Origin of the sequence: Methylopila henanensis, from assembly GCF_042681025.1 — a bacterium.
GTDB lineage: Bacteria > Pseudomonadota > Alphaproteobacteria > Rhizobiales > Methylopilaceae > Methylopila > Methylopila henanensis.
This window is the reverse complement of record NZ_JBHUER010000010.1, coordinates 335,916-356,794: the sequence shown is the minus strand read 5'-3', so window position 1 is coordinate 356,794 and position 20,879 is coordinate 335,916. Positions and strand designations below refer to the sequence as shown.

General features: G+C 71.4%; 20 protein-coding genes. 7 read left to right on the top strand and 13 right to left on the bottom strand.

The window, feature by feature from the left end:
• Positions 1-51 precede the first annotated feature (51 nt).
• The gene (locus ACFSCV_RS14795; RefSeq protein ID WP_378800339.1) at positions 52-3,579 is read left to right on the top strand and encodes a 5-oxoprolinase/urea amidolyase family protein; all 3,528 of its coding nucleotides are present in this window, start codon (positions 52-54) and stop codon (positions 3,577-3,579) included.
• A gap of 347 nt (positions 3,580-3,926) precedes the next feature.
• Positions 3,927-5,285 carry an aminotransferase-like domain-containing protein gene (locus tag ACFSCV_RS14790; protein WP_378800338.1) on the top strand — a complete coding sequence of 453 codons (1,359 nt, stop codon included), beginning with the start codon at positions 3,927-3,929 and terminating at the stop codon, positions 5,283-5,285.
• 18 nt (positions 5,286-5,303) lie between these two features.
• Here ACFSCV_RS14790 and ACFSCV_RS14785 read toward each other — a convergent pair whose 3' ends face one another.
• Positions 5,304-5,759 (bottom strand): DUF983 domain-containing protein, encoded by a 456-nt coding sequence (locus tag ACFSCV_RS14785; protein ID WP_378800337.1) that lies wholly within the window; start codon positions 5,757-5,759, stop codon positions 5,304-5,306.
• 50 nt (positions 5,760-5,809) lie between these two features.
• Here ACFSCV_RS14785 and ACFSCV_RS14780 point away from each other — a divergent pair, with 50 nt between their 5' ends.
• Positions 5,810-6,274 carry a nuclear transport factor 2 family protein gene (locus ACFSCV_RS14780; protein ID WP_378800336.1) on the top strand — a complete coding sequence of 155 codons (465 nt, stop codon included), beginning with the start codon at positions 5,810-5,812 and terminating at the stop codon, positions 6,272-6,274.
• A gap of 149 nt (positions 6,275-6,423) precedes the next feature.
• Here ACFSCV_RS14780 and ACFSCV_RS14775 read toward each other — a convergent pair whose 3' ends face one another.
• A complete protein-coding gene (locus tag ACFSCV_RS14775) occupies positions 6,424-6,822 on the bottom strand; it encodes a hypothetical protein (protein WP_378800335.1) in 399 nt (132 codons plus the stop codon).
• Positions 6,823-6,976: 154 nt separating this feature from the next.
• Between ACFSCV_RS14775 and ACFSCV_RS14770 the strand changes: the two genes are divergently transcribed.
• The gene (locus ACFSCV_RS14770) at positions 6,977-7,909 is read left to right on the top strand and encodes a class I SAM-dependent methyltransferase (RefSeq protein WP_378800334.1); all 933 of its coding nucleotides are present in this window, start codon (positions 6,977-6,979) and stop codon (positions 7,907-7,909) included.
• A gap of 130 nt (positions 7,910-8,039) precedes the next feature.
• Positions 8,040-8,201 (top strand): Thivi_2564 family membrane protein, encoded by a 162-nt coding sequence (locus tag ACFSCV_RS14765; protein WP_271199139.1) that lies wholly within the window; start codon positions 8,040-8,042, stop codon positions 8,199-8,201.
• A 216-nt stretch (positions 8,202-8,417) separates the two neighbouring features.
• Here ACFSCV_RS14765 and galE read toward each other — a convergent pair whose 3' ends face one another.
• Both galE and ACFSCV_RS14755 read right to left on the bottom strand, forming a co-directional pair.
• Entirely contained in the window at positions 8,418-9,437 is a 1,020-nt protein-coding gene (gene galE / locus ACFSCV_RS14760; protein ID WP_378800333.1) for a UDP-glucose 4-epimerase GalE, read from the bottom strand.
• Between the two features lie 102 nt (positions 9,438-9,539).
• Positions 9,540-10,193: a pyridoxamine 5'-phosphate oxidase family protein gene (locus ACFSCV_RS14755; RefSeq protein ID WP_378800332.1), complete on the bottom strand. Its 654-nt coding sequence runs from the start codon at positions 10,191-10,193 to the stop codon at positions 9,540-9,542.
• Between the two features lie 194 nt (positions 10,194-10,387).
• On the opposite strand from ACFSCV_RS14755, the gene ACFSCV_RS14750 reads away from it, so the two are divergent.
• Positions 10,388-10,669 carry a hypothetical protein gene (locus ACFSCV_RS14750; protein WP_378800331.1) on the top strand — a complete coding sequence of 94 codons (282 nt, stop codon included), beginning with the start codon at positions 10,388-10,390 and terminating at the stop codon, positions 10,667-10,669.
• A 4-nt stretch (positions 10,670-10,673) separates the two neighbouring features.
• Here the strand turns inward: ACFSCV_RS14750 and ACFSCV_RS14745 are convergent, their stop codons facing one another.
• The 9 genes from ACFSCV_RS14745 to rpmE form a co-directional block, all read right to left on the bottom strand.
• Positions 10,674-11,672, bottom strand: coding sequence for a sugar-binding transcriptional regulator (locus ACFSCV_RS14745; RefSeq protein ID WP_378800330.1), 999 nt, complete (start codon positions 11,670-11,672; stop codon positions 10,674-10,676).
• 125 nt (positions 11,673-11,797) lie between these two features.
• Positions 11,798-12,559 carry a pyrimidine 5'-nucleotidase gene (locus tag ACFSCV_RS14740; RefSeq protein ID WP_378800329.1) on the bottom strand — a complete coding sequence of 254 codons (762 nt, stop codon included), beginning with the start codon at positions 12,557-12,559 and terminating at the stop codon, positions 11,798-11,800.
• Positions 12,560-12,682: 123 nt separating this feature from the next.
• Complete coding sequence (locus ACFSCV_RS14735) at positions 12,683-13,009, bottom strand: hypothetical protein (RefSeq protein ID WP_378800328.1); 327 nt, start codon at positions 13,007-13,009, stop codon at positions 12,683-12,685.
• Positions 13,006-13,899, bottom strand: a complete 894-nt coding sequence (argB, locus tag ACFSCV_RS14730) for an acetylglutamate kinase (RefSeq protein WP_378800327.1) — start codon at positions 13,897-13,899, stop codon at positions 13,006-13,008. Before argB ends, ACFSCV_RS14735 begins: the two co-directional genes overlap by 4 nt.
• An 88-nt stretch (positions 13,900-13,987) precedes the next feature.
• Complete coding sequence (locus ACFSCV_RS14725; RefSeq protein WP_378800326.1) at positions 13,988-14,797, bottom strand: hypothetical protein; 810 nt, start codon at positions 14,795-14,797, stop codon at positions 13,988-13,990.
• Positions 14,798-15,039: 242 nt separating this feature from the next.
• Positions 15,040-15,924: a hypothetical protein gene (locus tag ACFSCV_RS14720; protein WP_378800325.1), complete on the bottom strand. Its 885-nt coding sequence runs from the start codon at positions 15,922-15,924 to the stop codon at positions 15,040-15,042.
• An 88-nt stretch (positions 15,925-16,012) separates the two neighbouring features.
• The gene (locus tag ACFSCV_RS14715) at positions 16,013-18,097 is read right to left on the bottom strand and encodes a putative bifunctional diguanylate cyclase/phosphodiesterase (RefSeq protein WP_378800324.1); all 2,085 of its coding nucleotides are present in this window, start codon (positions 18,095-18,097) and stop codon (positions 16,013-16,015) included.
• 35 nt (positions 18,098-18,132) lie between these two features.
• A complete protein-coding gene (locus ACFSCV_RS14710) occupies positions 18,133-18,534 on the bottom strand; it encodes a hypothetical protein (RefSeq protein ID WP_378800323.1) in 402 nt (133 codons plus the stop codon).
• A gap of 89 nt (positions 18,535-18,623) precedes the next feature.
• Positions 18,624-18,857 (bottom strand): 50S ribosomal protein L31, encoded by a 234-nt coding sequence (gene rpmE, locus ACFSCV_RS14705; protein WP_378800322.1) that lies wholly within the window; start codon positions 18,855-18,857, stop codon positions 18,624-18,626.
• A 210-nt stretch (positions 18,858-19,067) separates the two neighbouring features.
• Between rpmE and ACFSCV_RS14700 the strand changes: the two genes are divergently transcribed.
• Positions 19,068-20,879, top strand: a complete 1,812-nt coding sequence (locus ACFSCV_RS14700; RefSeq protein ID WP_378800321.1) for an ABC transporter transmembrane domain-containing protein — start codon at positions 19,068-19,070, stop codon at positions 20,877-20,879.

Genomic DNA, 20,879 nt, shown 5'->3' with positions numbered 1-20,879 from the left:
CGCAGGGCATGACGGCGCCGGGCTCCGCCGGCCGCAGCCTTATGGACGGCCATGTTCAAGAAGGTTCTGATCGCGAACCGCGGCGAGATCGCGGGCCGCATCGTCCGCACGCTGCGGAAGCTCGGCGTCGCCTCGGTCGCGGTCCATTCCGAGGCCGACCGCTTCACCCGGCCCGTGCTCGACGCCGACGAGGCGGTCTGCGTCGGCGGCGACGCCGCCAAGGACAGCTATCTCAACGTCGAGGCCATCGTCGCGGCCTGCCGCGCGACCGGCGCCGAGGCGGTCCATCCCGGCTACGGCTTCCTGTCGGAGAACGCCGGCTTCGCGGAGCGGCTCGCGGAGAACGGCGTCCGCTTCATCGGCCCGCGGCCGGAGCATCTGCGCGGGTTCGGGCTGAAGCACACCGCGCGCGAGATCGCCCGCGCGGCGGGCGTGCCGCTGCTCGCGGGCTCCGACCTGCTCGCGACCGCCGACGAGGCTGTGGCCGCGGCGGAGAGCGTGGGTTTCCCCGTGATGCTGAAGTCGACCGCGGGCGGCGGCGGCATCGGCATGCAGCTCTGCCGCGACGCGGGCGAGCTGCGCGAGCGCTTCGCCGCCGTGCAGCGCATGGCGGGGGCGAGCTTCGGCGACGCCCGCGTCTATCTCGAGCGCTTCGTCGCGGTCGCGCGCCATGTGGAGGTGCAGATCTTCGGCGACGGCAAGGGCGGCGTGGTGGCGCTCGGCGAGCGCGACTGCTCGCTGCAGCGGCGGAACCAGAAGGTCATCGAGGAGACTCCGGCGCCGAACCTGCCCGACGCCGTGCGCGCCCGGCTGCGCGACGCCGCCGTGGCGCTTGGCCGCGAGGTGGCCTACGAATCCGCCGGCACGGTCGAGTTCATCTACGACGTCGGCCGCGGCGACGTGTCGTTCCTCGAGGTCAACACCCGCCTGCAGGTGGAGCATCCCGTCACCGAGGCGGTCTTCGGCGTCGATCTCGTGGAGTGGATGGTCGCGCAGGCCGCGGGCGACTTCACGCTGCCTTCGCAGGCGAGCCTCGTCGCCGTCGGCGCCGCCATGGAGGCGCGGATCTACGCCGAGGTCCCGCAGGCGGATTTCCGGCCCTCGACCGGCAGGATCACCAAGGCGCTGTTCCCGGCCTCCGCCCGCGTCGACGGCTGGATCGAGACCGGCGCGGAGGTCACGCCCTGGTACGACCCGATGCTCGCCAAGGTGATTGTCCATGGCGAGACCCGCGCCGACGCGCTCGCGAAGCTGAAGGATGCGCTGGCCGAGACCACGCTGCTCGGCATCGAGACCAATCTCGACTATGTCCGCGCGATCGCCGGGTGGGACGCCTTCGCCGCCGGCGACGTCTCCACCGGCGCGCTCAAGTCCTTCGCCTTCGCCCCGCGCGCGATCGAGGTGGTGAGCCCCGGCGCGCAGACCAGCGTGCAGGACTGGCCGGGCCGGCTCGGCCTCTGGCATGTGGGCGTGCCGCCCTCAGGCCCGATGGACGAGCGCTCGTTCCGGCTCGCGAACCGCATCGCCGGCAACGCCGAGGGCGCGCCCGCGCTCGAATGCACCGCGACCGGGCCGACGCTGAAGTTCCACTGCGCGGCGACGATCGCGCTCACGGGCGCGGCGATGCGGGCGACGCTCGACGGGGCGCCGATTCCTTACTTCGAGCCGGTCGAGGTTCCCGCCGGCGCGACGCTCGCGCTCGGCGCGATCGAGGGGGCGGGGCAGCGCACCTATCTCGCCGTCCGCGGCGGGATCGAGGCGGCGGAGGCTTTCGGCTCGAAGGCGACCTTCATGCTCGGCGGCTTCGGCGGCCACGCCACCGGCGCGCTCCGGGCGGGCGACATCCTCAAGGTCGACGGCGCCGCGGCGATTTCCGAGCCGCGCGCGGCGCGCGCCGACGAGCGCCCGGTCATGATGAGGGAGTGGACCATCGGCGTACGCTCCGGCCCGCACGGCGCGCCGGACTTCTTCGACGACGCCGACATCGTCGACCTGTTCAACGCGCCTTACGAGGTGCACTTCAACAGCGCCCGCACTGGCGTGCGGCTGATCGGCCCGCAGCCGCGCTGGGCCCGGAGCGACGGCGGCGAGGCCGGGCTTCACCCCTCGAACCTGCACGACAACGCCTACGCCGTCGGCGCGCTCGACTTCACCGGCGACATGCCGATCATCCTCGGGCCGGACGGGCCGAGCCTCGGCGGCTTCGTGTGCCCCGTGACGATCGCGCGCGACGAGCTGTGGAAGGCGGGCCAGCTCCGCCCCGGAGACACGGTGCGCTTCGCGCCCCACGGGCTCGCCGCGCCGGCGGTCAAGCGCGCACGCGACGTCGAAAGCCCGATCCTCGGCGCGCGCGAGGACGGCCCGGCGCGGGTCGTCTACCGCCGCCAGGGCGACGACAACATCCTCGTCGAGTACGGCGACATGACCCTCGACGTCGCCCTGCGCATGCGGGTGCACGTGCTGGCCGAGGCGCTGGCCCAGGCGAAGCTGCCGGGCGTGATCGACATGACGCCGGGCATCCGCTCGATGCAGGTGCATTTCGACAGCGCCGTGATCCCGCAGGCGCGGGTGCTGGACGCGCTGGCGGAGATCGAGGCCGGGCTGCCGGCGCCGGAGGACGTGACCGTGCCGAGCAGCACGGTGTGGTTGCCGCTGTCGTGGAACGATCCCGAGATACGGCTCGCCATGCGCAAATATCAGGAGCTCGTCCGCCCCGACGCGCCCTGGTGCCCCGACAACATCGAGTTCATCCGCCGCATCAACGGCCTCGACACGGTCGAGGACGTGGCGAAGATCGTGTTCGACGCCGAGTATCTCGTGATGGGCCTCGGCGACGTCTATCTCGGCGCGCCAGTCGCGACGCCGGTCGATCCGCGCCACAGGCTGGTGACGACCAAGTACAATCCCGCCCGCACCTGGACGCCGGAGAACGCCGTCGGCATTGGCGGCGCCTATCTCTGCGTCTACGGCATGGAGGGACCGGGCGGCTACCAGCTCTTCGGCCGCACGATCCAGATGTGGAACTCGTGGCGCACGACCGAGGCCTTCAAGCCCGGCCACCCCTATCTGCTGCGCTTCTTCGACCGCGTCCGCTTCTTCCCCGTAGAGAGCGAGGAGCTGCGCGAAATGCGCGCCGCGTTCCCGCACGGCCGCTACGACGTGCGGATCGAGGACAGCTCCTTCTCCTACCGCGACTATGCGCGGTTCCTGGCCGACAACGCGGACGGCATCGCCGCCTTTCAGACGCGCCGGCAGACCGCCTTCGAGGCCGAGCGGGCGGATTGGAAGGCGAGGGGCCTCGACAGCTTCGTCAGCGACGCGGGCTCCGCGCCGGAGGACGAGAGCGCGGTCCCCGACGGCTGCGTCCCAGCCGCGAGCCATATGACCGGCAACGTCTGGAAGCTGCTGGTGGAGGAGGGCGACCATGTCGTCGCCGGCCAGCCGATCGTCGTGGTCGAGGCCATGAAGATGGAGATGGAGATCATGGCGCCCGCCGCCGGCGAGATCGTGTCGCTCCGGGCGAAGCCCGGCCGCACCGTGCGGTCCGGCGACGTGGTGGCGGCGATCCGCCCGGCGTGAGGCGGGCGGAAGCTCATGCCCTTGTCCTGGCCCAGAGCCGGGACTCATAAACGCCGACGCGCTTCGGAAGCAGGGCACGGTCGGGCGGGCTTTTCGGGACCGTGGAGGCTCTCGGGCCCGGCTCAAGGCCGGGACAAGGGGCGGCCCGGACCGTTCGCCGGAATGTTGGCGGATCTTGCCCCGCCGTCGCAGGAAATTTCAGAAAATTCACCCGGCGTTTCACGTCTGTTGCAGGCCTGCGCGGCGGCGTCCGGGACGATGCGGGGCCGGAAAAGCGGCGCTGGCGCTCGCCGCGCGCAAGGCATACAATGCATCCGTTTGTATGGATGCGCGAGGTCCGAGCTGTCATGTCCTGGCCAGGCCGGATCGCCCTGTCCGACGCAAGCCCGTACTACCTGCAGATCGCCGACGCGATCGAGGCGGCGGCGGACGAGGGGCGGCTGCGTCCGGGCGACCGGCTGCCGCCGCAGCGCGCTCTGGCGCAGGAGCTCGACGTCGACCTGACGACCGTCACCCGCGCCTACGCCGAGGCGCGCCGCCGCGGCCTGCTGGACGCGGTCACCGGCCGCGGCTCCTTCATCGCCGCGCGGCCGGATCTCAGCGCGCCGGCGATCGACCTCAGCATGAACATCCCGCCGGCGCCCCGCGGCGTCTCCCTCGCCGACGCGATCGCGCGCGGCGTGGCCGACATCGCGGCGCGGGCGAACGTCGACCTGCTGATGTCCTATCATTCCGGCCCCGGCGCTCCGCAGGACCGGGCGGCGGCGGCGCTGTGGCTGAAGCCCGGGCTCGGCCGGATCGACGACGCGCGGATCGCGGTCAGCCCCGGCGCGCAGACCGCGCTCACGGCGCTGCTGTCGCTGCACGCTCAGGCCGGCGACGCCGTGCTGGCCGAGCCGCTGTGCTATCCGGGCCTGCTGCTGGCGGTCTCGCGGCTCGGGCTGAAAACTGTCGCGGTCGAGACCGACGCCGACGGCATGCGCCCCGACGCGCTGGAGCGCGCGGCGCGGGGCGGGGCCCGCGTAGTCTACCTCAACCCGACGATCGCGAACCCGACCGCCGCCACCATGCCCGAGCCGCGCCGGCGGGACATCGCCGCCGCCGCGGCGCGCCACGGCCTGACGATCATCGAGGACGACCCCTGCGCGCGGCTGGCGGAGGACGCGCCGCCCGCCTTCGCGACGCTCGCGCCGGCCGCGACCTGGCATGTGGCGACGCTGTCGAAATGCCTCACGCCCGGCCTGCGCACCGCCTATGTGGTCGCGCCGGACGAGGAGGGCGCGCGCCGGTTCGCCGCCGCCATGCGGGCCTTCGCGCTGATGACGGCGCCGCTGATGACCGCGCTCGCGACGTTCTGGATCCGCAGCGGCGACGCCGAGACGCTGCTGCGCGGCGTGCGGGAGGAGGCGGCGGCGCGGCAGGCGCTCGCGCGCGACATCCTGCCGGGCGCCCGCGGCGCGCGGAACGGGCTGCATCTGTGGCTGCCGCTGCCGGCGCACTGGGACCGTTACGGGCTGATCGAGGCGGCGCGCGCGCAGGGCCTGGGCGTCACGCCCTCGGACGCGTTCCGGGCCGACGGCGCGGCGCCCGAGGCGGTGCGGATCTCGCTCGGCGGCGTCGCCGACCGAGCGCGGCTCGCCGCCGCCCTGAAGACGCTTGCGGCGCTCGTTCAGGGCGAACGGCGCCGCGTGCATGACGTGGTGTGAGGCCTCGAGACCCGCGGCTCACCAGCCGCCGCGGTCGTCCTCGTCCTCGCCCGGCCGGATCAGCCGGGCCTCGGCGGCCTTGTGATGGAACTGGCTCGCCACCAGCCAGCCCTTCAGCGGGCGCAGCGGCGGGATGCAGGTCGCGAGCAGCAGCGGCAGGGTGGTGACGAGATGCACCCAGTAGGGCGCGCCGTAGACCGCCTCGATCCAGACCGCGCAGAAGGCGGCCGGAAGGCACCCGAAGGTGATGACGAAGAAGGCGGGCCCGTCCGCCGGGTCGGCGTAGGAGTAGTCGAGGCCGCAGACCTCGCAGTTCGGCCGCAGCTTGAGGAAGCCGTCGAACATGTGGCCCTCGCCGCAGCGGGGGCAGCGCCCGCGCACGCCGACGGCGTAGGGCGCGAGGTTCGGATGGGTCTGCGTGGTCACGGCGGTCTCCCTCTCATGACGTCCATGCGCATGTATTCTCGTTGCCATACAATGTCAATAATGTATGGTCTTCATGTCCTCGCAAACGGGAGAGCCCCATGAGCCGTCCGCCGCTGCCGCCTTTCACCGCCGAGACCGCCGCGCAGAAGGCGCGGATGGCGGAAGACGCCTGGAACACGCGCGAGCCCGCCAGGGTGGCGCAGGCCTACACCGTCGACAGCGTGTGGCGGAACCGGGCGGAGTTTCTGCAGGGCCGCGACGCGATCGAGGCCTTCCTGACCCGGAAGTGGGCGCGCGAGCTCGACTACCGCCTGATCAAGGAGGTCTGGGCCTGGCATGAGAACCGCATCGCCGTGCGCTTCGCCTACGAATGGCGCGACGACAGCGGCCATTGGTTCCGCAGCTATGGCAACGAGAACTGGGAGTTCGACGAGCACGGGCTGATGCGCCGGCGGATCGCGAGCATCAACGACCATCCGATCGCCGAGAGCGACCGCAAGTACCACTGGCCGCTCGGCCGCCGGCCCGACGACCACCCGTCGCTGAGCGATCTCGGCCTCTGAGGCGGATGAGGGGCGTCCGGCGAAACCGGAACCGCAATGGCGGCGGATCGATCGCCGCCTCATCCGCCCGTCGTCCTCCGGCTTGACGCCGGACATGGATGGGTCCGGTCAAGCCGGACCATGACGGCGCATTTGGGATGAACGAGGGGCTACAGCTCGTCGTCGAGCGCTCGGGCGCAGAGCACGTCGATCACGGTGACCGCCGCGATCACGCCGAGCGCCGCGAAGGCCGCTGCGCGCTTGGGATTGTCGCGGCTAAGCGCCGGGGCGAGGGCGGCGACGTCCATGGCGTCGCCGGCGACGCGCGCCCAGATCCAGACGCGCTTGCCGCGGCCGCGCCGCCACCCGAACAGACCCGCGCCGGTCGCGAGCTCCCGCGCGCCGAAACCTTTCAGGAACTGGTGGTTCTTCGACAGCCCCAGCCGCCGCGCCAGCGCGCCCGGCGCCGCGAGCTCCACCGCGGCGAGCCCGAGCGAGACCCAGCCAAGCGCGGTGGCGAAGGTCTCGGCCTGGCGGCGGGTGGGCGTCGACAGCGTGGGCAGGCTCATGCCGCGGCTCCTTGAGGGCGTCGGGGAGGTCCTGCGTGGTTCTGGCGCGCCCCGCGCCGGCGTCCAGTGGCGGCCGCGCGCTTGATCCGGAGGTCCCGGCGGGCGATCACAGGTCGTCCGCCCGACGCCTACCGCGAAAGGAGAGCCGCCGATCGTGAGCCGAACGCGCCGTCCGCCCTGTCCGGTCACCGGCGAGCCCGCGTCGCGGCTCGTGCAATGGGTGAGCGCGGAACTGCTCGCCGATCTCTGGCGCTACGAGTTCCGCGTCGACGTGCGGCCGAGCTTCCGCGGCGCGACCCGCTTCGGGCTCTGGGAATCGCCGACCGGGCTGCACTTCTTTGATCCGATGACCGCGGGCGACGCCGCCTTCTACGACCGTGTCTACGCCCGCATGCGGCTCGATCGCCATCGCGACAAAGGCCCTAAGGCCGAGTTCGCCATGGCGGCGCAGAGCGTCGCGCCCGGAGACCGGGTGCTCGACGTCGGCTGCGGCTTCGGCGCCTTCCGCGCCTCGGTCCCGCACGCGGACTATGTTGGGCTGGAGCCCTATGGCGGCGCCGACCGGCCGCCTTACGTCCTCGCTGAAACCCTCGATGGCCATCTCGCGACGAACGCCGGGGCCTACGACCTCACCTGCGCGTTCCAGGTGCTGGAGCATGTGGAGCGCCCGCTCGCGATGCTGCGGGGCATGGCGGCGGCGGTCCGGCCGGGCGGGCAGGTGATCGTCGGCGTGCCGCATGTGCCCTCCGCCGGCGCCCGCATCCCGAACTACCTGATCAACGCCACGCCCCACCATCTGACCTGGTGGACGGAGGCTGCGCTGCGCGCGGCGGCGGAGCGCGCAGGCCTCGTCGACGCCCGCGTCGAGCAGGCGCCGTGGTCGGACGTGGACGCGATCGTCTACTGGATCGCGCGCTGCTCGCCGATCAGATGCGTGGACCGCCGCTACCGGCACGCCTGGTCGTGGCACGCGGCGAGCGCGGTCGGCTTTCTCGCGGGCTACGCGATGTGGACGCTCAGGGGCGCGCCGCGCGCCGCGGACGACGAGGGGGCCTCCCTTTTGCTGACGGCGCGCAAGCCGGACTGAGCGCATTTCCCCGGAACCGATCACGCGTGTGTGCGTTTTCACATCGCGACGGCGCGTAAAACGCGGAGCGGGCCGGAGCTTGAAGGTCGGCCGCGTTTCTTTCTTTCTCGCCGCACAAGGATGACGAGACATGTCCCCACTGATCGGTATTCTGATCACCGTTCTGGTGATCTTTCTGGTGCTTTATCTGGTCGGCATGCTGCCGATCGACGGTCGGGCCAAGCAGATCATCCGCATCATCGTCATCATCATCGGCATCATCTCGCTGCTGAAATATCTCGCGGTGTTCTGAGCGAAGGCGCTTCAGACCAATCAATGCGGCGTATCGGTTCGGCTTGAACGGACCATCCATCCCCGGCGTCGGGTCCGACGCCGGGGATGTGTTCTTTCGCCCAGGCCGGAGGACGACGCGCGCATAAGGGTGGCCGGTCGGCGACAAAGCGGTCCGGCGCTCGGGCGCGGCGCCGAAGCTGACTTCGCAGATTTGAAGCGCGGAGAGAGCCTGAGATCAGCTCGCGAGGCGTCTGATCTCGGCCTGCCGTTCGGCCGATCCGATCCAGTACCGCCGTTCCCATTCCAGCGCGTGCCGGACGATGAGGTCGAGATCGTCCAGCTTCGGCGTCCAGTCGAGCCGGTCGCGGATTTGCCGGGCGTCCGCCACGGAGACGAACGGATCGCCGGGCCGCCGGGGGGCCTCCCGCGTGGCGATCTCGAGCCCCGCGGCCCGGTTCACCGCCGCCACCACCTCGCGCACCGAGAAGCCGCGGCCGTAGCCGCAGTTCAGCGTCACGCTTGGGCCGCCGGCCCCGAGATAGTCGAGCGCCGCCACATGCGCGGCCGCGAGGTCGGCGACGTGGATGTAGTCCCGGACGCCGGTGCCGTCCGGCGTCGGCAGATCGGTCCCCAGAATGTCCAGCCCCGCCCGAAGGCCAAGCGCGGCGCGGGTCGCGAGCGTGATCAGGTTGCTGGCGCCCGCGGCGCGCTGGCCCGTGCGCATCGCGGGGTCGGCGCCCGCCACGTTGAAGTAGCGCAGCACGACGTAGGACAGCCCGTGCGCGGCCGCGGCGTCGCGCAGGATCCATTCCGACATGAGCTTCGAGGTTCCGTAGGGCGAAGCCGGGGCGACCGGCGCATCCTCCGGCGTCGGCGTCGGCGGCAGAAGGCCGTAGACGGCGGCGGTCGACGAGAAGATGAAGCGCGTCACGCCGGCCGCGACCACCGCCGACAGCAGGCTGCGGGTCTTGCCCGTGTTGGCGAGGTAGGTTCCGAGCGGGTCCCGGACCGAGTCCGGCACCACGATCTTCGCGGCGAAATGGGCGACCGCGGTCACGCCGTGCTGGGCGATGGTCCGCAGCACGAGCGTCTCGTCGCCGACGTCGCCCACCACGAGGGGCACGTCCTCGGGCAGCGCCTCGCGCGCGCCGGTCGAGAGATCGTCCAGCACGACGACGCTCCGGCCCTGCTCGCGCATCGCGAGCACCATGTGCGCGCCGATGTACCCTGCGCCGCCGGTGATCAGCACCGTCATGAGACGACCCTTTTGCGTTCGGAACGCGTTTCCCGACTGAAGCTTACACGAAGAACCCTTTGCGTTTGGTTGCAGGGCGCCCTTGCTCCAGACCGCCCCCGCTCAGGCCTCGCCGCGCATCAGCTTGCCGCCGTAGGTCTGCGGATCGATCACGCCCTCCCGTTCGGCGCGGGCGCGGTCGTCGTCCGAGATCACGTCCTGCACCATGTCGAGCCGCTTCCAGACCGCGAGCGGCGTCGGCCGATCCGGACGCGGCACATAGCGCGACTGCGCCTTGCGCTCGTAGGTGTGGACGTAGCGCGGGCAGTTCACCCACGCCTTGGTCACCTCGATCCGCACCACGTATTTCGCTTCGGTCCAGCCCGCCATCAGCGGGTCGTCCCGCAGCACGCGCGCGACGCCCTGCACGCGCAGGCGATGCGGGGTCTCAAAGTCCATGAACAGCAAGCCGACCTTGCCCTGGCCCTCGATGTTGCCCATCGACAGGAACATGCCGTTGCCGTCGAAGCCGGGAAACGCCAGCGTGCGGCCGTCGAGCGCCCGCACCAGGCCGACCGGGCCGCCCTTGTAGGACACCGTCGGCATGCCGTCTGGATCGACGGTCGACAGGAAGAAGAAGTCGCGCTGCTCGATGAAGGCGCGTTCGTCGTCGGCGAGTTCGTCATGCGCGTGCTTCTCGTCGAGCAGCTTCGCGAGCTTGCCGGAGCCGAACTCCTCCTGCAGGCGGCGATGGTCGTCGAAGTAAAGCGAGGCCATGGGCGTTCTCCCGGATGTCTTTTCGTGGGCCGGCGCGACGGGCCGGCGGCCGGATCATGCCTCCGACCGCGCCCGCGGCCTATCCTCCATGAGGCATGGATGGCGTCTTCACATCGACGCCCCAACGCCACATCTTTCCGTGACGCGACCGCGGCGGACGAAACCGGACCGCCGCGCCGCCACGGAGAACGGGCATGGCCGAGATTCACGACACGCGCCGCCTCTGGCCGAGGCCGCTCGGTGCCGCCGCGCTTCTCGCCGCCTGCGTCGGGCTCGCCGGCTGCGCGACCGATCCGGCGCAGCTCGCCGCGGAGGACACGGCGCGCTGCCGCGGCTACGGCATGAAGCCCGGCACCGAGGCTTTCGCGAATTGCCGCATGACGCTCGACGTCGAACGCCGCCGCGAGCGCAGCCGCCGTCTGGACGACCTCGAGCCGCGCTACGGCCGGTTCGGCCCCTATTACGGGGGCTGGTGAGGCGTCAGCGGTTCAGCAGGCCGCGGGCGATGGTCTCGTCGGTGACGAGATGGCGGAAAATGCGGCCCTTCAGCGCCGCCCGCACGCTCTCGGTCTTGAGGCGGCCTGACGCGACGCCGATGGTGCAGCGGGTGCGGAAGGTGTCGCCCGGCACGCCGACCCGGCGCCGGTTGACGTCGCAGTCGACGAAGGCTCCCTCGGCGTCGAAGAACAGGCCGGCGAAGGAGCCGACCGCGCCAGCCGCGCGGGCGTCCCGTAGTTCGTCCTCCGAAATCAGCTTCTGCGCCACCAGGAAGCTCTCAAGAGTCGCCTCAGTCACGCCGGACATAGCGACGTCGGCGGCGTTCGCGAGATCGAGAGCGGTCCGCACCGTGCGCTGCGCCACCAGCACGTCGCGGTCCGCGATCGTGTCGGCGAGGTAGGGCGCGGGGAGGAAATAGCCCTCGCCGCCGGTGCGCTCGGCGACGCGGTGCACCACCTCGAACGGATTCGACGCCGCCTTGCGGGTGAGCGAGCCCATCACCGAGACGAAGCGCGCCCTGGGCGCCCGCGGCCCGCGATAGGCCTGGGCGACGGCGGCCATGGTGGTGCCCCAGGACAGCGCGAACACGCCGTCCGGCTTGGCGGCCACCGCGCGGGCGAGGGTTTCGGCGGCGGCGATCGCGACGAAGCGCTTGTCGATCTCCGACTCGCCGCGCTCCTCCTGGCCCGAGGCGGGCGTCACGCTGCAGGCGTCGAGCCCGAAGGCGCAGCACAGCTCGTTCTCGAGCGCGATCATCTCGACCGACGGATGCACGATGCGGACGTGGACGACGCCTTCGGCGCGCGCGGCGGCGATGAGGCGGTTCACTTTCACCCGCGACAGGCCGAGCCGGTCGGCGATCTCGCTCTGGTTCATCTCGCCGACGAAGTAGAGCCACGCCGCGCGCACCATCGCCTCGGCGTCGCCCGGAGGCGCGGCCGGCGCATGGTCGGCCGGCGGCCCCGCCAGGGTCGTTTCCATCGTCGGTCTCCGTGGACGGCGGCTGGCATACAAGACCGTCCGCCGGCCGCGAAGATGACGACCGCGCTTCGCCGCGGCAAGCGGCGGCGAATGGGCAAAAAGGCGAAGCGCCGGGAGAGTGGCCGTCAGCGCGCGGCGACGATCGACAGCGCGGACAGGAAGCCCGCGAGGTCGTCGGTGACGTGGTCCACATGGGGCGCGCCGGTGAAATCCTCCGGCGAGGTCGCGCGCTCCAGCGCGTCCGGCTCGCCGTCGCGAGGCGCGATGAGCACCGTGCGCATGCCGAGCGCGTGCGGCACCACGAGGTTTTTCGACAGATCCTCGAACATCGCCGCCCGTTCCGGCGCGATGCCGTGCAGCTTCAAGAATCCGTCATAGGCTTGCTGCGCCGGCTTCGGCACGTAGTTCGAGGCGGCGATGTCGTAGACGTCCTCGAACAGGTCGAGCACGCCGAGCCGGCCCGCGACGCTTTCCGCGTGCCGGCGGGAGCCGTTCGTCAGCACGAAGCGGCGTCCGGGCAGCCGCGCGATCGCCGCCGCGAGGTCGGGCGCGGGCTCCAGCACCGAATGGTCGATGTCGTGCACGAAGGCGAGGAAGTTCGCGGGGTCGAGGCCGTCCTCGGCCATCAGGCCGCGCAGCGTCGTGCCGTGGGTGCGGTAGTAGTACTTCTGCAGCGCGCGCGCCGAGATCCCGTCGATGCCGTAGCGGTGGGCGATGTATGAGGTGATGCGGTCGTCGATCTGGTCGAACAGCCGCGACGAGGCGGGGTAGAGCGTGTTGTCGAGGTCGAAGACCCAGGTGTCGACATGGTCGAAGCCCTTCGCCTGCGCCTCGATGGCGTGCTGCGCCAGACGGGCGACGGATGCGGGCTTGGGCATGTCGTTCATGTGCGCCTGCTGCTTCGGGCGGCCAGTCGCCGGACGCGACGTCGAGCGACCGAGACTGCCACAGCTTTCATGAACGACCCATGATCGTCCGGCCTTGCGGCGTTTCGATGTCGGGAGCGGGGCCTAAAGCGCCTGAGCGTAGTCCGAGGCCCGCGACAGCGCGTAGGAAACCGGCGACGGCGCGCCGGTAAGCGCGAGCAGCGCGAACGACAGCACGATCCAGCCGATCGCGACGAGCCGCGGCCCCTGGCTGACATAGACCACCGCGACCAGCAGGTTGATCACGGCCAGCAGGTGGCGCGGCACGCCCGACCACAGCGACGGCAGCAGGTAGAAGATCAGCCCCATCACCGTCATGGCGACGGCGAATTCGCCCAGCCCGCGGCGGGCGGGGCCCGGCGGTGGCTTCTTCTCCGGCCTGCGGCGGAACTGGACGACGTTCTCGCTCACCGGGTGATGAGCGTTCCGGCGCCGCCGTCGGTCAGCAGTTCGATCAGCACCGCGTGCGGCGTCTTGCCGTCCAGGATGACCACGCCCTCGACGCCCTTCTCGACGGCGTAGATGCAGGTCTCGACCTTCGGGATCATGCCGCCCGAGATGGTGCCGTCGGCGATCAGGCGTCGCGCCTCCTCGATCGAGAGCTGCTCGATCAGCTTGCCGGACTTGTCGAGCACGCCGGGCACGTCGGTCAGCAGCAGCAGGCGCTTTGCGTCGACCGAGCCCGCGATCGCGCCGGCGAAGGTGTCGGCGTTTACGTTGTAGGTCGCGGCGCCGTCGGCGCCCGCGGCGACCGGCGCGACCACCGGGATGAGGTCGGAGTTGAGCACCCAGTCGAGCACGGTGCGGTCGACGCGGTCCGGCTCGCCCACGAAGCCGAGATCGACGGTCTGCTCGAGGCGGGTCTCGGGGTCGATGATGGTGCGGGTCGCCTTGCGCGCCGACACCATGCCGCCGTCCTTGCCGGACAGGCCGATGGCGCGGCCGCCCTCGGCGTTGATCGAGGCGACGATGTTCTTGTTGATCAGGCCGGCGAGGATCATCTCGACCACCTCGACGGTGGCCTGATCGGTGACGCGCAGGCCGGCCTTGAACTCGCTCTTGATGCCGAGGCGATCGAGCATCTTGCCGATCTGCGGCCCGCCGCCGTGCACGACGATCGGGTTGATGCCGACTTCCTTGAGGATCGCCACGTCCTGCGCGAACCAGCGCGAGGCCTCGGCGTCGCCCATGGCGTGGCCGCCATATTTCACAACGACCGTCGCCGCGTCGTAGCGCTGCATGTAGGGCAGCGCCTCGACGAGGATGCGGGCGGTGTCGTGGGGAGCGCCGGGAACAGTCATGGAAGCGGCCTCGCGAACGCAGGATCGGGCCGGCGCGTTCTAGACGCTTCGATGTGACGGCTCAATGACCGATCGCGCGCCGCCGCGCTCAGGCGGCCTGCGCCCTGTCCGACGCGCCGCGCCATTCGCCCTTCAGCAGCCAGCCGACGATCTCCGGCAGCGTGCGGCGCGGCGGAATGGCCATGATCTCGTCGATCGTCCGCTCGGCCTTCTCGGAGAGCTGGGTGAAGGCGGCGTCCTCGTCGGACGACGGCGCCGAGCGGCGGATCGACTGGAAGTAGGCCGTCACGCCTTCGCGGTCGAGGCCCTGGACGAGGTAGAACAGCAGGCTGACATGGAAGCTGACCGGAAGCGGATCGAGCACCACGCTCGAGCCCCGCAGGGCGAGCGCCTCGCCGGAGTCGACCGGGTTGCGCGCGCCGTAGGTCACGAGCCAGCGGAGGTTGGGCAGATTGGCCGGTTTGGTCTGGTCGCCGAGCGTCTCCGTGCGGCGGCGCTCGGTCGCGCTCAAGGACTTGACGCCTTCCAGAAACGCTTTGTAGGTCGGGTAGCGAAGCCGCCTGCTCGGCGGCCAGAGCTGCGTCTGCGGGCTGAAGGCGAAGGCCGAGAACGTGCGCTCCGGCATCGCCTGCGCGAGCGCGCGGCTGACCGCGAGCGAACCGAATCCGCCCTTGCTGTAGCCGAGGCAGCAGACCGACTGGAAGTCGTTGTCGGTGATGAAGTCGCGCAGCGCGCGGGTCAGGGCGAGGGTGCGGACGGCGTAATAGGCGTCGCGGCGATCGGACAGATCGAGGGTGGTCGCCCCGAAATCCTGCCCGCCCATCTCGAACTTCCGCTTGGCGGAGAACACGATGACCAGAGCGCGCGTGCGGGGCCCGGGCCGCAGCGACCAGCGCAAGTCGGCGTCGATCCGCTCAAGCGCTGAGGCGTCGACGCTCCCTGGCTCGTGAGACTCTGGCGCTTCCTGAGGGTCCGGAACATTCCCGGCGCCGTGACCAAGTAGCGTCAACCAACCACTCTCCGTTGTCTCGCGTCGCACGATAACATGCTGCGATGCGATATCACAGCGGGGTGAGTCGAGGCGAGAGCGCTTCGACCGTCGGATGGGCGCGTCGTCCCCGCAGTCCGTGAAGGCCTGGGCTAAGGACGGTCGTGGTCGTGCGCGCCCCGGATCACCCAGCGCGCCATGTCCATGAACGGCGGACGATCCGGCGCGGCTTCGGTTTCGCGCAGGATGTCGTCGTCCTCCTCGGTCAGGTTGACGAAGGCGACGTCCTCGTCGGCGTCCGCCGCCTTGCGGAAGCGGCGCAGCATGTCCTGCCGCCCTGCGCGGTCGAGCCCCTGCGCCATGTAGAACAGCAGCGAGCCGTGGTAGCTGATCGGCAGCGGGTCGAGCACGACGCTCGAACCGCGCAGGCTCTTGGCTTCCGCCGCGTCGACGTCGTTGAGCGTTCCGTAGGACACGAACCATCTGAGGTTCGGCAGGTCGACCGGCCGACTCTGGTCCGCATAGCGCCGAACGCGCCGGCGTTCCGTCATGTCGAGTTCGCCGAGCCTGTCGAGAAAGCGGTGATAGGTCGGGTAGCGCAGCGCCGCGTTCTGCGGCCACAGTCGCGTCTGCGGGCTGAAGGCCATGGCCGAGAACGTCCGGTCCGGCATCTGCTCCGCCAGCAGGCGGGACGTCATGAGCGCGCCGAAGCCGCCCTTGCTGCCGCCAATGCAGCAGACTGTGCGGAAGTCGTTGTCTTCGATGAACGCGCTCAGTCCGCGCCGCAGCGCAAGCACGCGGACGAGGTAGTACTCATTGCGGCTGTCGGCGAGATCGAGCGTGGTCGCGCCGAAGTCGAGCCCTCCGAGCTGAAACTTCAGCCGGGCGGAAAATACGATCACGAGCGTGGGCCGGCGTGGGCCGGGACGCAAAGACCGGCGGATGCGGCCGGCGATGTGGGCGAGGCCCTCGGGGTTCACCTCGTCCGGGGCGTAGGCTCTCGCGTCTCCGTCGACGTCCTCAACGTTCGCGCTCATCGACCTCCGCACGCCCCTTTCGATCGGGCTCGGCCGTTCGCACCCTTCGGAGGGAGGCTTACAGCTAAGGCCGCGTGGCGTCGACGGATCACGTCGCCGCTCTGGCCGAGGCCTCTTCGGCCGGAACGCCGGCGCGCCGGCTGAGCTCCCGCAGCTCCTCGATCAGGCGCTTCTGGCGCCAGGCTTCGAAGGCGGGGGCGGGAAGGGCGGGGGAGAACAGGTAGCCCTGGCCGTAGGTGCAGCCGTGGCTCGCCACCAGCGCGCGCTGGTCCTCGGTCTCGACGCCTTCCGCCACCGTCTCGACTCCGAGGCTCGCGGCGAGGCCGAGCACGGCCGCGACCACCACCTGCGCGTTCCGCTTCTCGATCGCGTCGCGCACGAAGGCGCGGTCGATCTTGAGCACGTCGAACGGCAGCGCGGTCAGCGAGGCGAGGTTCGAGTAACCGGTGCCGAAATCGTCGATCGCGATCCGGACGCCCGCCGCCCTGAGCGGCGCGAGCTCGCGCGCGGCGTGCAGGCTGTCGGACATCGCGACGCTCTCGGTGATCTCGAGCTCGATCAGGGCGGGGTCGCACCCCACGCCGCGCACCAGCGCGAGCGTCTGCTCCGCGAAGCGCGGGTTGCGGAACTGCAGCGCCGACACGTTGACGGCGACGCGCATGTCGAGCCCGAGCTCCCGCCACGCCGCGGCCTGCCGGCTCGCCTGTTCGATGACGAAGCGGCCGAGGCTCTCCATCAGGCCGCATTCCTCGGCGACGGGCACGAACTTGTCCGGCGGCACCAGACCGCGGGTCGGATGGCGCCAGCGCACCAGCGCCTCGGCCCCCACGACGCGGCCGCCGCGCAGCTCGATCTGCGGCTGGTAGTGCAGCTCCAGCTCGCCGTTCGAGATCGCCCGGGCCAGCTCCTGCTCGATCCTCAGTCGTCCGTAGGCGTCGTCGGTGAGGGCGAGGCCGGCGCGACGGACCGTCTGCGGGCCGCCCGCGAGGGCGCTCGCGAGCGCGGTCGAGGCGCTGCGCATGAGCTCGCGCGCCTCGTCGCCGTTCGCGGGCGCGAAGGCCACGCCGACCGCCAGCCCGAGCGTGAACTGGTGATCGTCGACCGTCAGCGGCGTTTCGAACGCCGCGAGCGCGCGCATGGCCAGTTCGTCGCCGGCTTCCGGAGCCGCGCGTTCGACGAGGAGGGCGAACTCGGCCTCGCCGGTGCGCGCCAGCACGGCCGCACGGTCGCCCCACAGCGCCTTGCTCGGAGGCCCGTTGCGGCCCCAGGCGGCCAGAACCTCGCGTAGTCGCTCCGCGACGCCCAGCACCGCGGCGTCGGCGGCCGTCTGGCCGAGGCCCGCGCCGACCCGGTCGATCCCGAACACGCCGATCTTCAGCAGCGCCGCCGTCTCGCCGATCTGCAGCCCTGTCGCGATGCGCTCCCGCAGCGCCTCGCGGTTCGGCAGCCGCGTCAGCGTGTCGGCGAAGGTGAGGCGGCGGACGACGTCGTTGGTGGCCAGCAACTGCCGCGTCACGGCGAGATGCGCCCGGGCGAGCGCGCCGATCTCGTCGGCGCGATCCGCGGCGGCCGTCAGATCGGCGTCCGAGGCGCCCATGCAGGTGACGGCGCGCGCGAGCTGGCGCAGCGGCCGTGTCGTGCGGTTGAACAGCAGCACGACGGCCGGCATCGTCAGGATGAGAAAGCCGAGGGTCCCGATCATGCCGGCGGCGACGATGCGCGCGACTTCCTGGCCGGCGTGCGCTAGCGAGACGCCGACCCGGAGCTCGGCGCGCGAACCATCGGGCAGGTCGACCGGCTGCGCGAGCCGGACCATGTCGTCGTCGCGGGTGATCGCGGCGACCGCGCCGTCCGTGGGTGTCGTCGCGGTTCGATCCTGCAGGGTGGCGTAGGCCGCGCCGTGCTCGCCGCGCAGGGCGGTCAGGGCCGCGTCCGGCGCGTCGCCGCGCGCGATCGCGTTCTGGAAGGCGAGCGAGGCGACGATCGCCGCGCGCTCGGCCCGCTCCTGCCCGGAGGCGCGCACGTCATAGGCCGAGGTCGCGATCAGGACGCCCGCGAGGCCGAGCGCGAACACGCCGATCAGCGCCGCGAAGCGCACGGTCAGGCCGGCGCGCCAGCCCTCGGCGCGCGAACCGGCCGGCTCGGACGCCGCTGGGGTGGGTTCGCTCGCCATCGCCGAGACATAACGCGGCGATGGTCAAGGAAGGGTTAGCGCGACGCGCCGGACGGGCGGCCCGCGTCGCGCTCCACCTGCTCGGAGCAGGACTGGAACGCCTCGCCTGCGTTCTCCTCCTGCGCCGCCACGATCTCCTCGCGGCTGAGCTTCGCCAGGCGCTCGATGTCGGCCGGCGACATGGAGTCGGCCAGCGTCTCGCCATAGCAGCGGCAGAAGCGGGCGATCGCCTCGGGCTTCAGCGAGACGTTCTCCGGCGCGCCGGTCTGGGCGGTGACGCAGGCGTCGTTGGCGGCGCGTATGAAGGCCGCGCGCGCCTCGCCGGAGAGGCCCGGCCGGGCGCCGGGGGTGGTCGCGCGGTCGAAATACGACCAGCCGAACATCACGACCGCCACGGCGGCGAGCGCGGCGAGGGAAAGCGTCAGCGTTCTCGGCAAGCGACGGCCTCTTTCGAGGGGCTGAAACGACGGAAGCCCCGACCGCGCGGTCGAGGCTTCCGGAGTAGTGTGGACCGGCGGTGCGCCGATCAGTTCTTGGACGAGATGCCGAAGTTCGCGAACTTCTTGTTGAAGCGCGAGAGGCGGCCGCCGCGGTCGGTGAGCTGGGTCGAGCCGCCCGTCCACGCCGGATGCGTCTTCGGGTCGATGTCGAGCTGCAGCGAGTCGCCTTCCTTGCCGTAGGTCGACTTGGTCAGGTACTCGGTGCCGTCGGTCATGACGACCTTGATCGTGTGGTAGTCCGGATGGATGTCGGTCTTCATGGCGAGGCCTATCGTCTTCGGCTGACGCTCGGCCGGAAGGCGGCGTCTAACGGTCTGAATTCGCGTGAGGGCGCAGCCTATAACCCAAAGCGCTGGCCGGAACAACAGGGCCGTGCGGTTGGGCCGCGGAGGTCGGGGTTGTCGGATGCGCGCTCCGCGCGGCATAAAGCGCGCGCATGACGATTAGAACAACAACAAAGATGCCCAGCGATGGCCCGCCGCCGATCCACTGAGCGGGAGGGGGATCGGAGTTCGCGTTCGCTCCGCCCGCTCGCAGCGCTCCGCCCGTTCGCGCTCCGCCACAAGGGCCGCATGCTCGGCGCCTTCGTGGCGCTGGTCGCGTCCGCCGCGGCGACGCTCGCGATTCCCGTCGCGGTGCGCCGGGTGATCGACTTCGGCTTCTCGGCCGAGCATCCCGGCATGGTCGACTGGTATTTCGGGACCATGCTCGCGGTCGTCGCCGTGCTCGCGGTCGCGAGCGCCGCCCGCTACTGGTTCGTGACCACGCTCGGCGAGCGGGTCGTCGCCGACCTGCGCGACGCGGTGTTCACACGGCTCACCACGCTGTCGGCCGAGTTCTACGACAGCGCCCGTTCGGGCGAGCTGGTCTCGCGACTCACCGCCGACACGACCCAGATCAAGGCGATGTTCGGCGCGACGGCGAGCCAGGCGCTGCGCAACTTGTTCCTGTTCCTCGGCGCCGCGGCGATGATGGCGGTGACGAGCCCCAAGCTCTCCGCGATGGTGCTGCTCGCGATCCCCGTGATCGTGCTGCCGCTGGTCGGCTTCGGCCGCTCGGTGCGCCGCCGTTCGCGAGCGGCCCAGGACACGCTGGCGGAAGCCTCGGCGCTCGCCGGCGAGACCATCGGCGCGATGCGCAGCGTCCAGGCCGTCAACGCCGAGGCGCGGGTGGCCGGCCGCTTCCGCGCCGCGGTCGAGGACGCCTACGCCGCCGCCGAGCGCTCGATCGGCGCGCGCGCGGTTCTGACCGCGATCGCGATCTTCCTGATCTTCGCGAGCGTGGTCGCGGTGCTGTGGTACGGCGCGACCGGGGTGCTTGCGGGAACGATGACGCCGGGCACGCTCGGCCAGTTCGTGCTCTACGCCGTGTTCGCGGCGGGCGCGATCGGCGAGCTGTCCAACGTCTGGGGCGAGCTGTCCCAGGCCTCAGGCTCGGCCGAGCGTCTGAACGAGCTTCTGGAGGTCCGGCCCGGCGTGACCGACCCAGCCTCGCCCGTGCGGTTGCCCGAGCCGCCGCGCGGCGAACTGGCCTTCGAGAGCGTCGGCTTCGCCTATCCCGGCGCGCCGGAGCGGGCGGTGCTGCGGGACGTGTCGTTCCGGGTGCGGCCCGGCGAGACGGTGGCGATCGTCGGCCCCTCCGGCGCCGGCAAGAGCACGCTGATCAACCTCGCGCTGCGCTTCTACGATCCGACCGCGGGCCGGGTGACGCTCGACGGCGTCGACATCCGCGCCGCGACGCTCGAGGATGTGCGGGCGCGGCTCGCCTTGGTGCCGCAGGACCCGGTGGTGTTCGCCGCGACCGCGCGCGAGAACGTCCGCCTCGGCCGACAGGCCGCGACCGACGACGAGGTCGAGGCGGCGGCGCGCGAGGCCGGCGCGCACGCCTTCATCGCCGCGCTGCCGCAGGGCTACGACACGCTGCTCGGCGAACGCGGGGTCACGCTGTCGGGCGGCCAGCGGCAGCGCATCGCGCTCGCCCGCGCGCTGCTGCGCGACGCCCCCGTGCTGCTGCTCGACGAGGCGACATCCGCGCTCGACGCCGAGAGCGAGACGCTGGTTCAGCAGGCGCTCGCCGTGCGCGGCGCGCGCCGCGCCACCCTCGTCATCGCGCATCGCCTCGCGACCGTGCTCGCAGCCGACCGCATCGTGGTGATCGAGGACGGCGCGGTCGTGGAGGAGGGGACCCATGCGGAGCTCGTCGCCCGCCGCGGCCTCTACGCCCGGCTCGCCGAACTGCAGTTCGGCCGCGTCGACGAGGCGCTGCGCGTCGCGGCGGGCTGA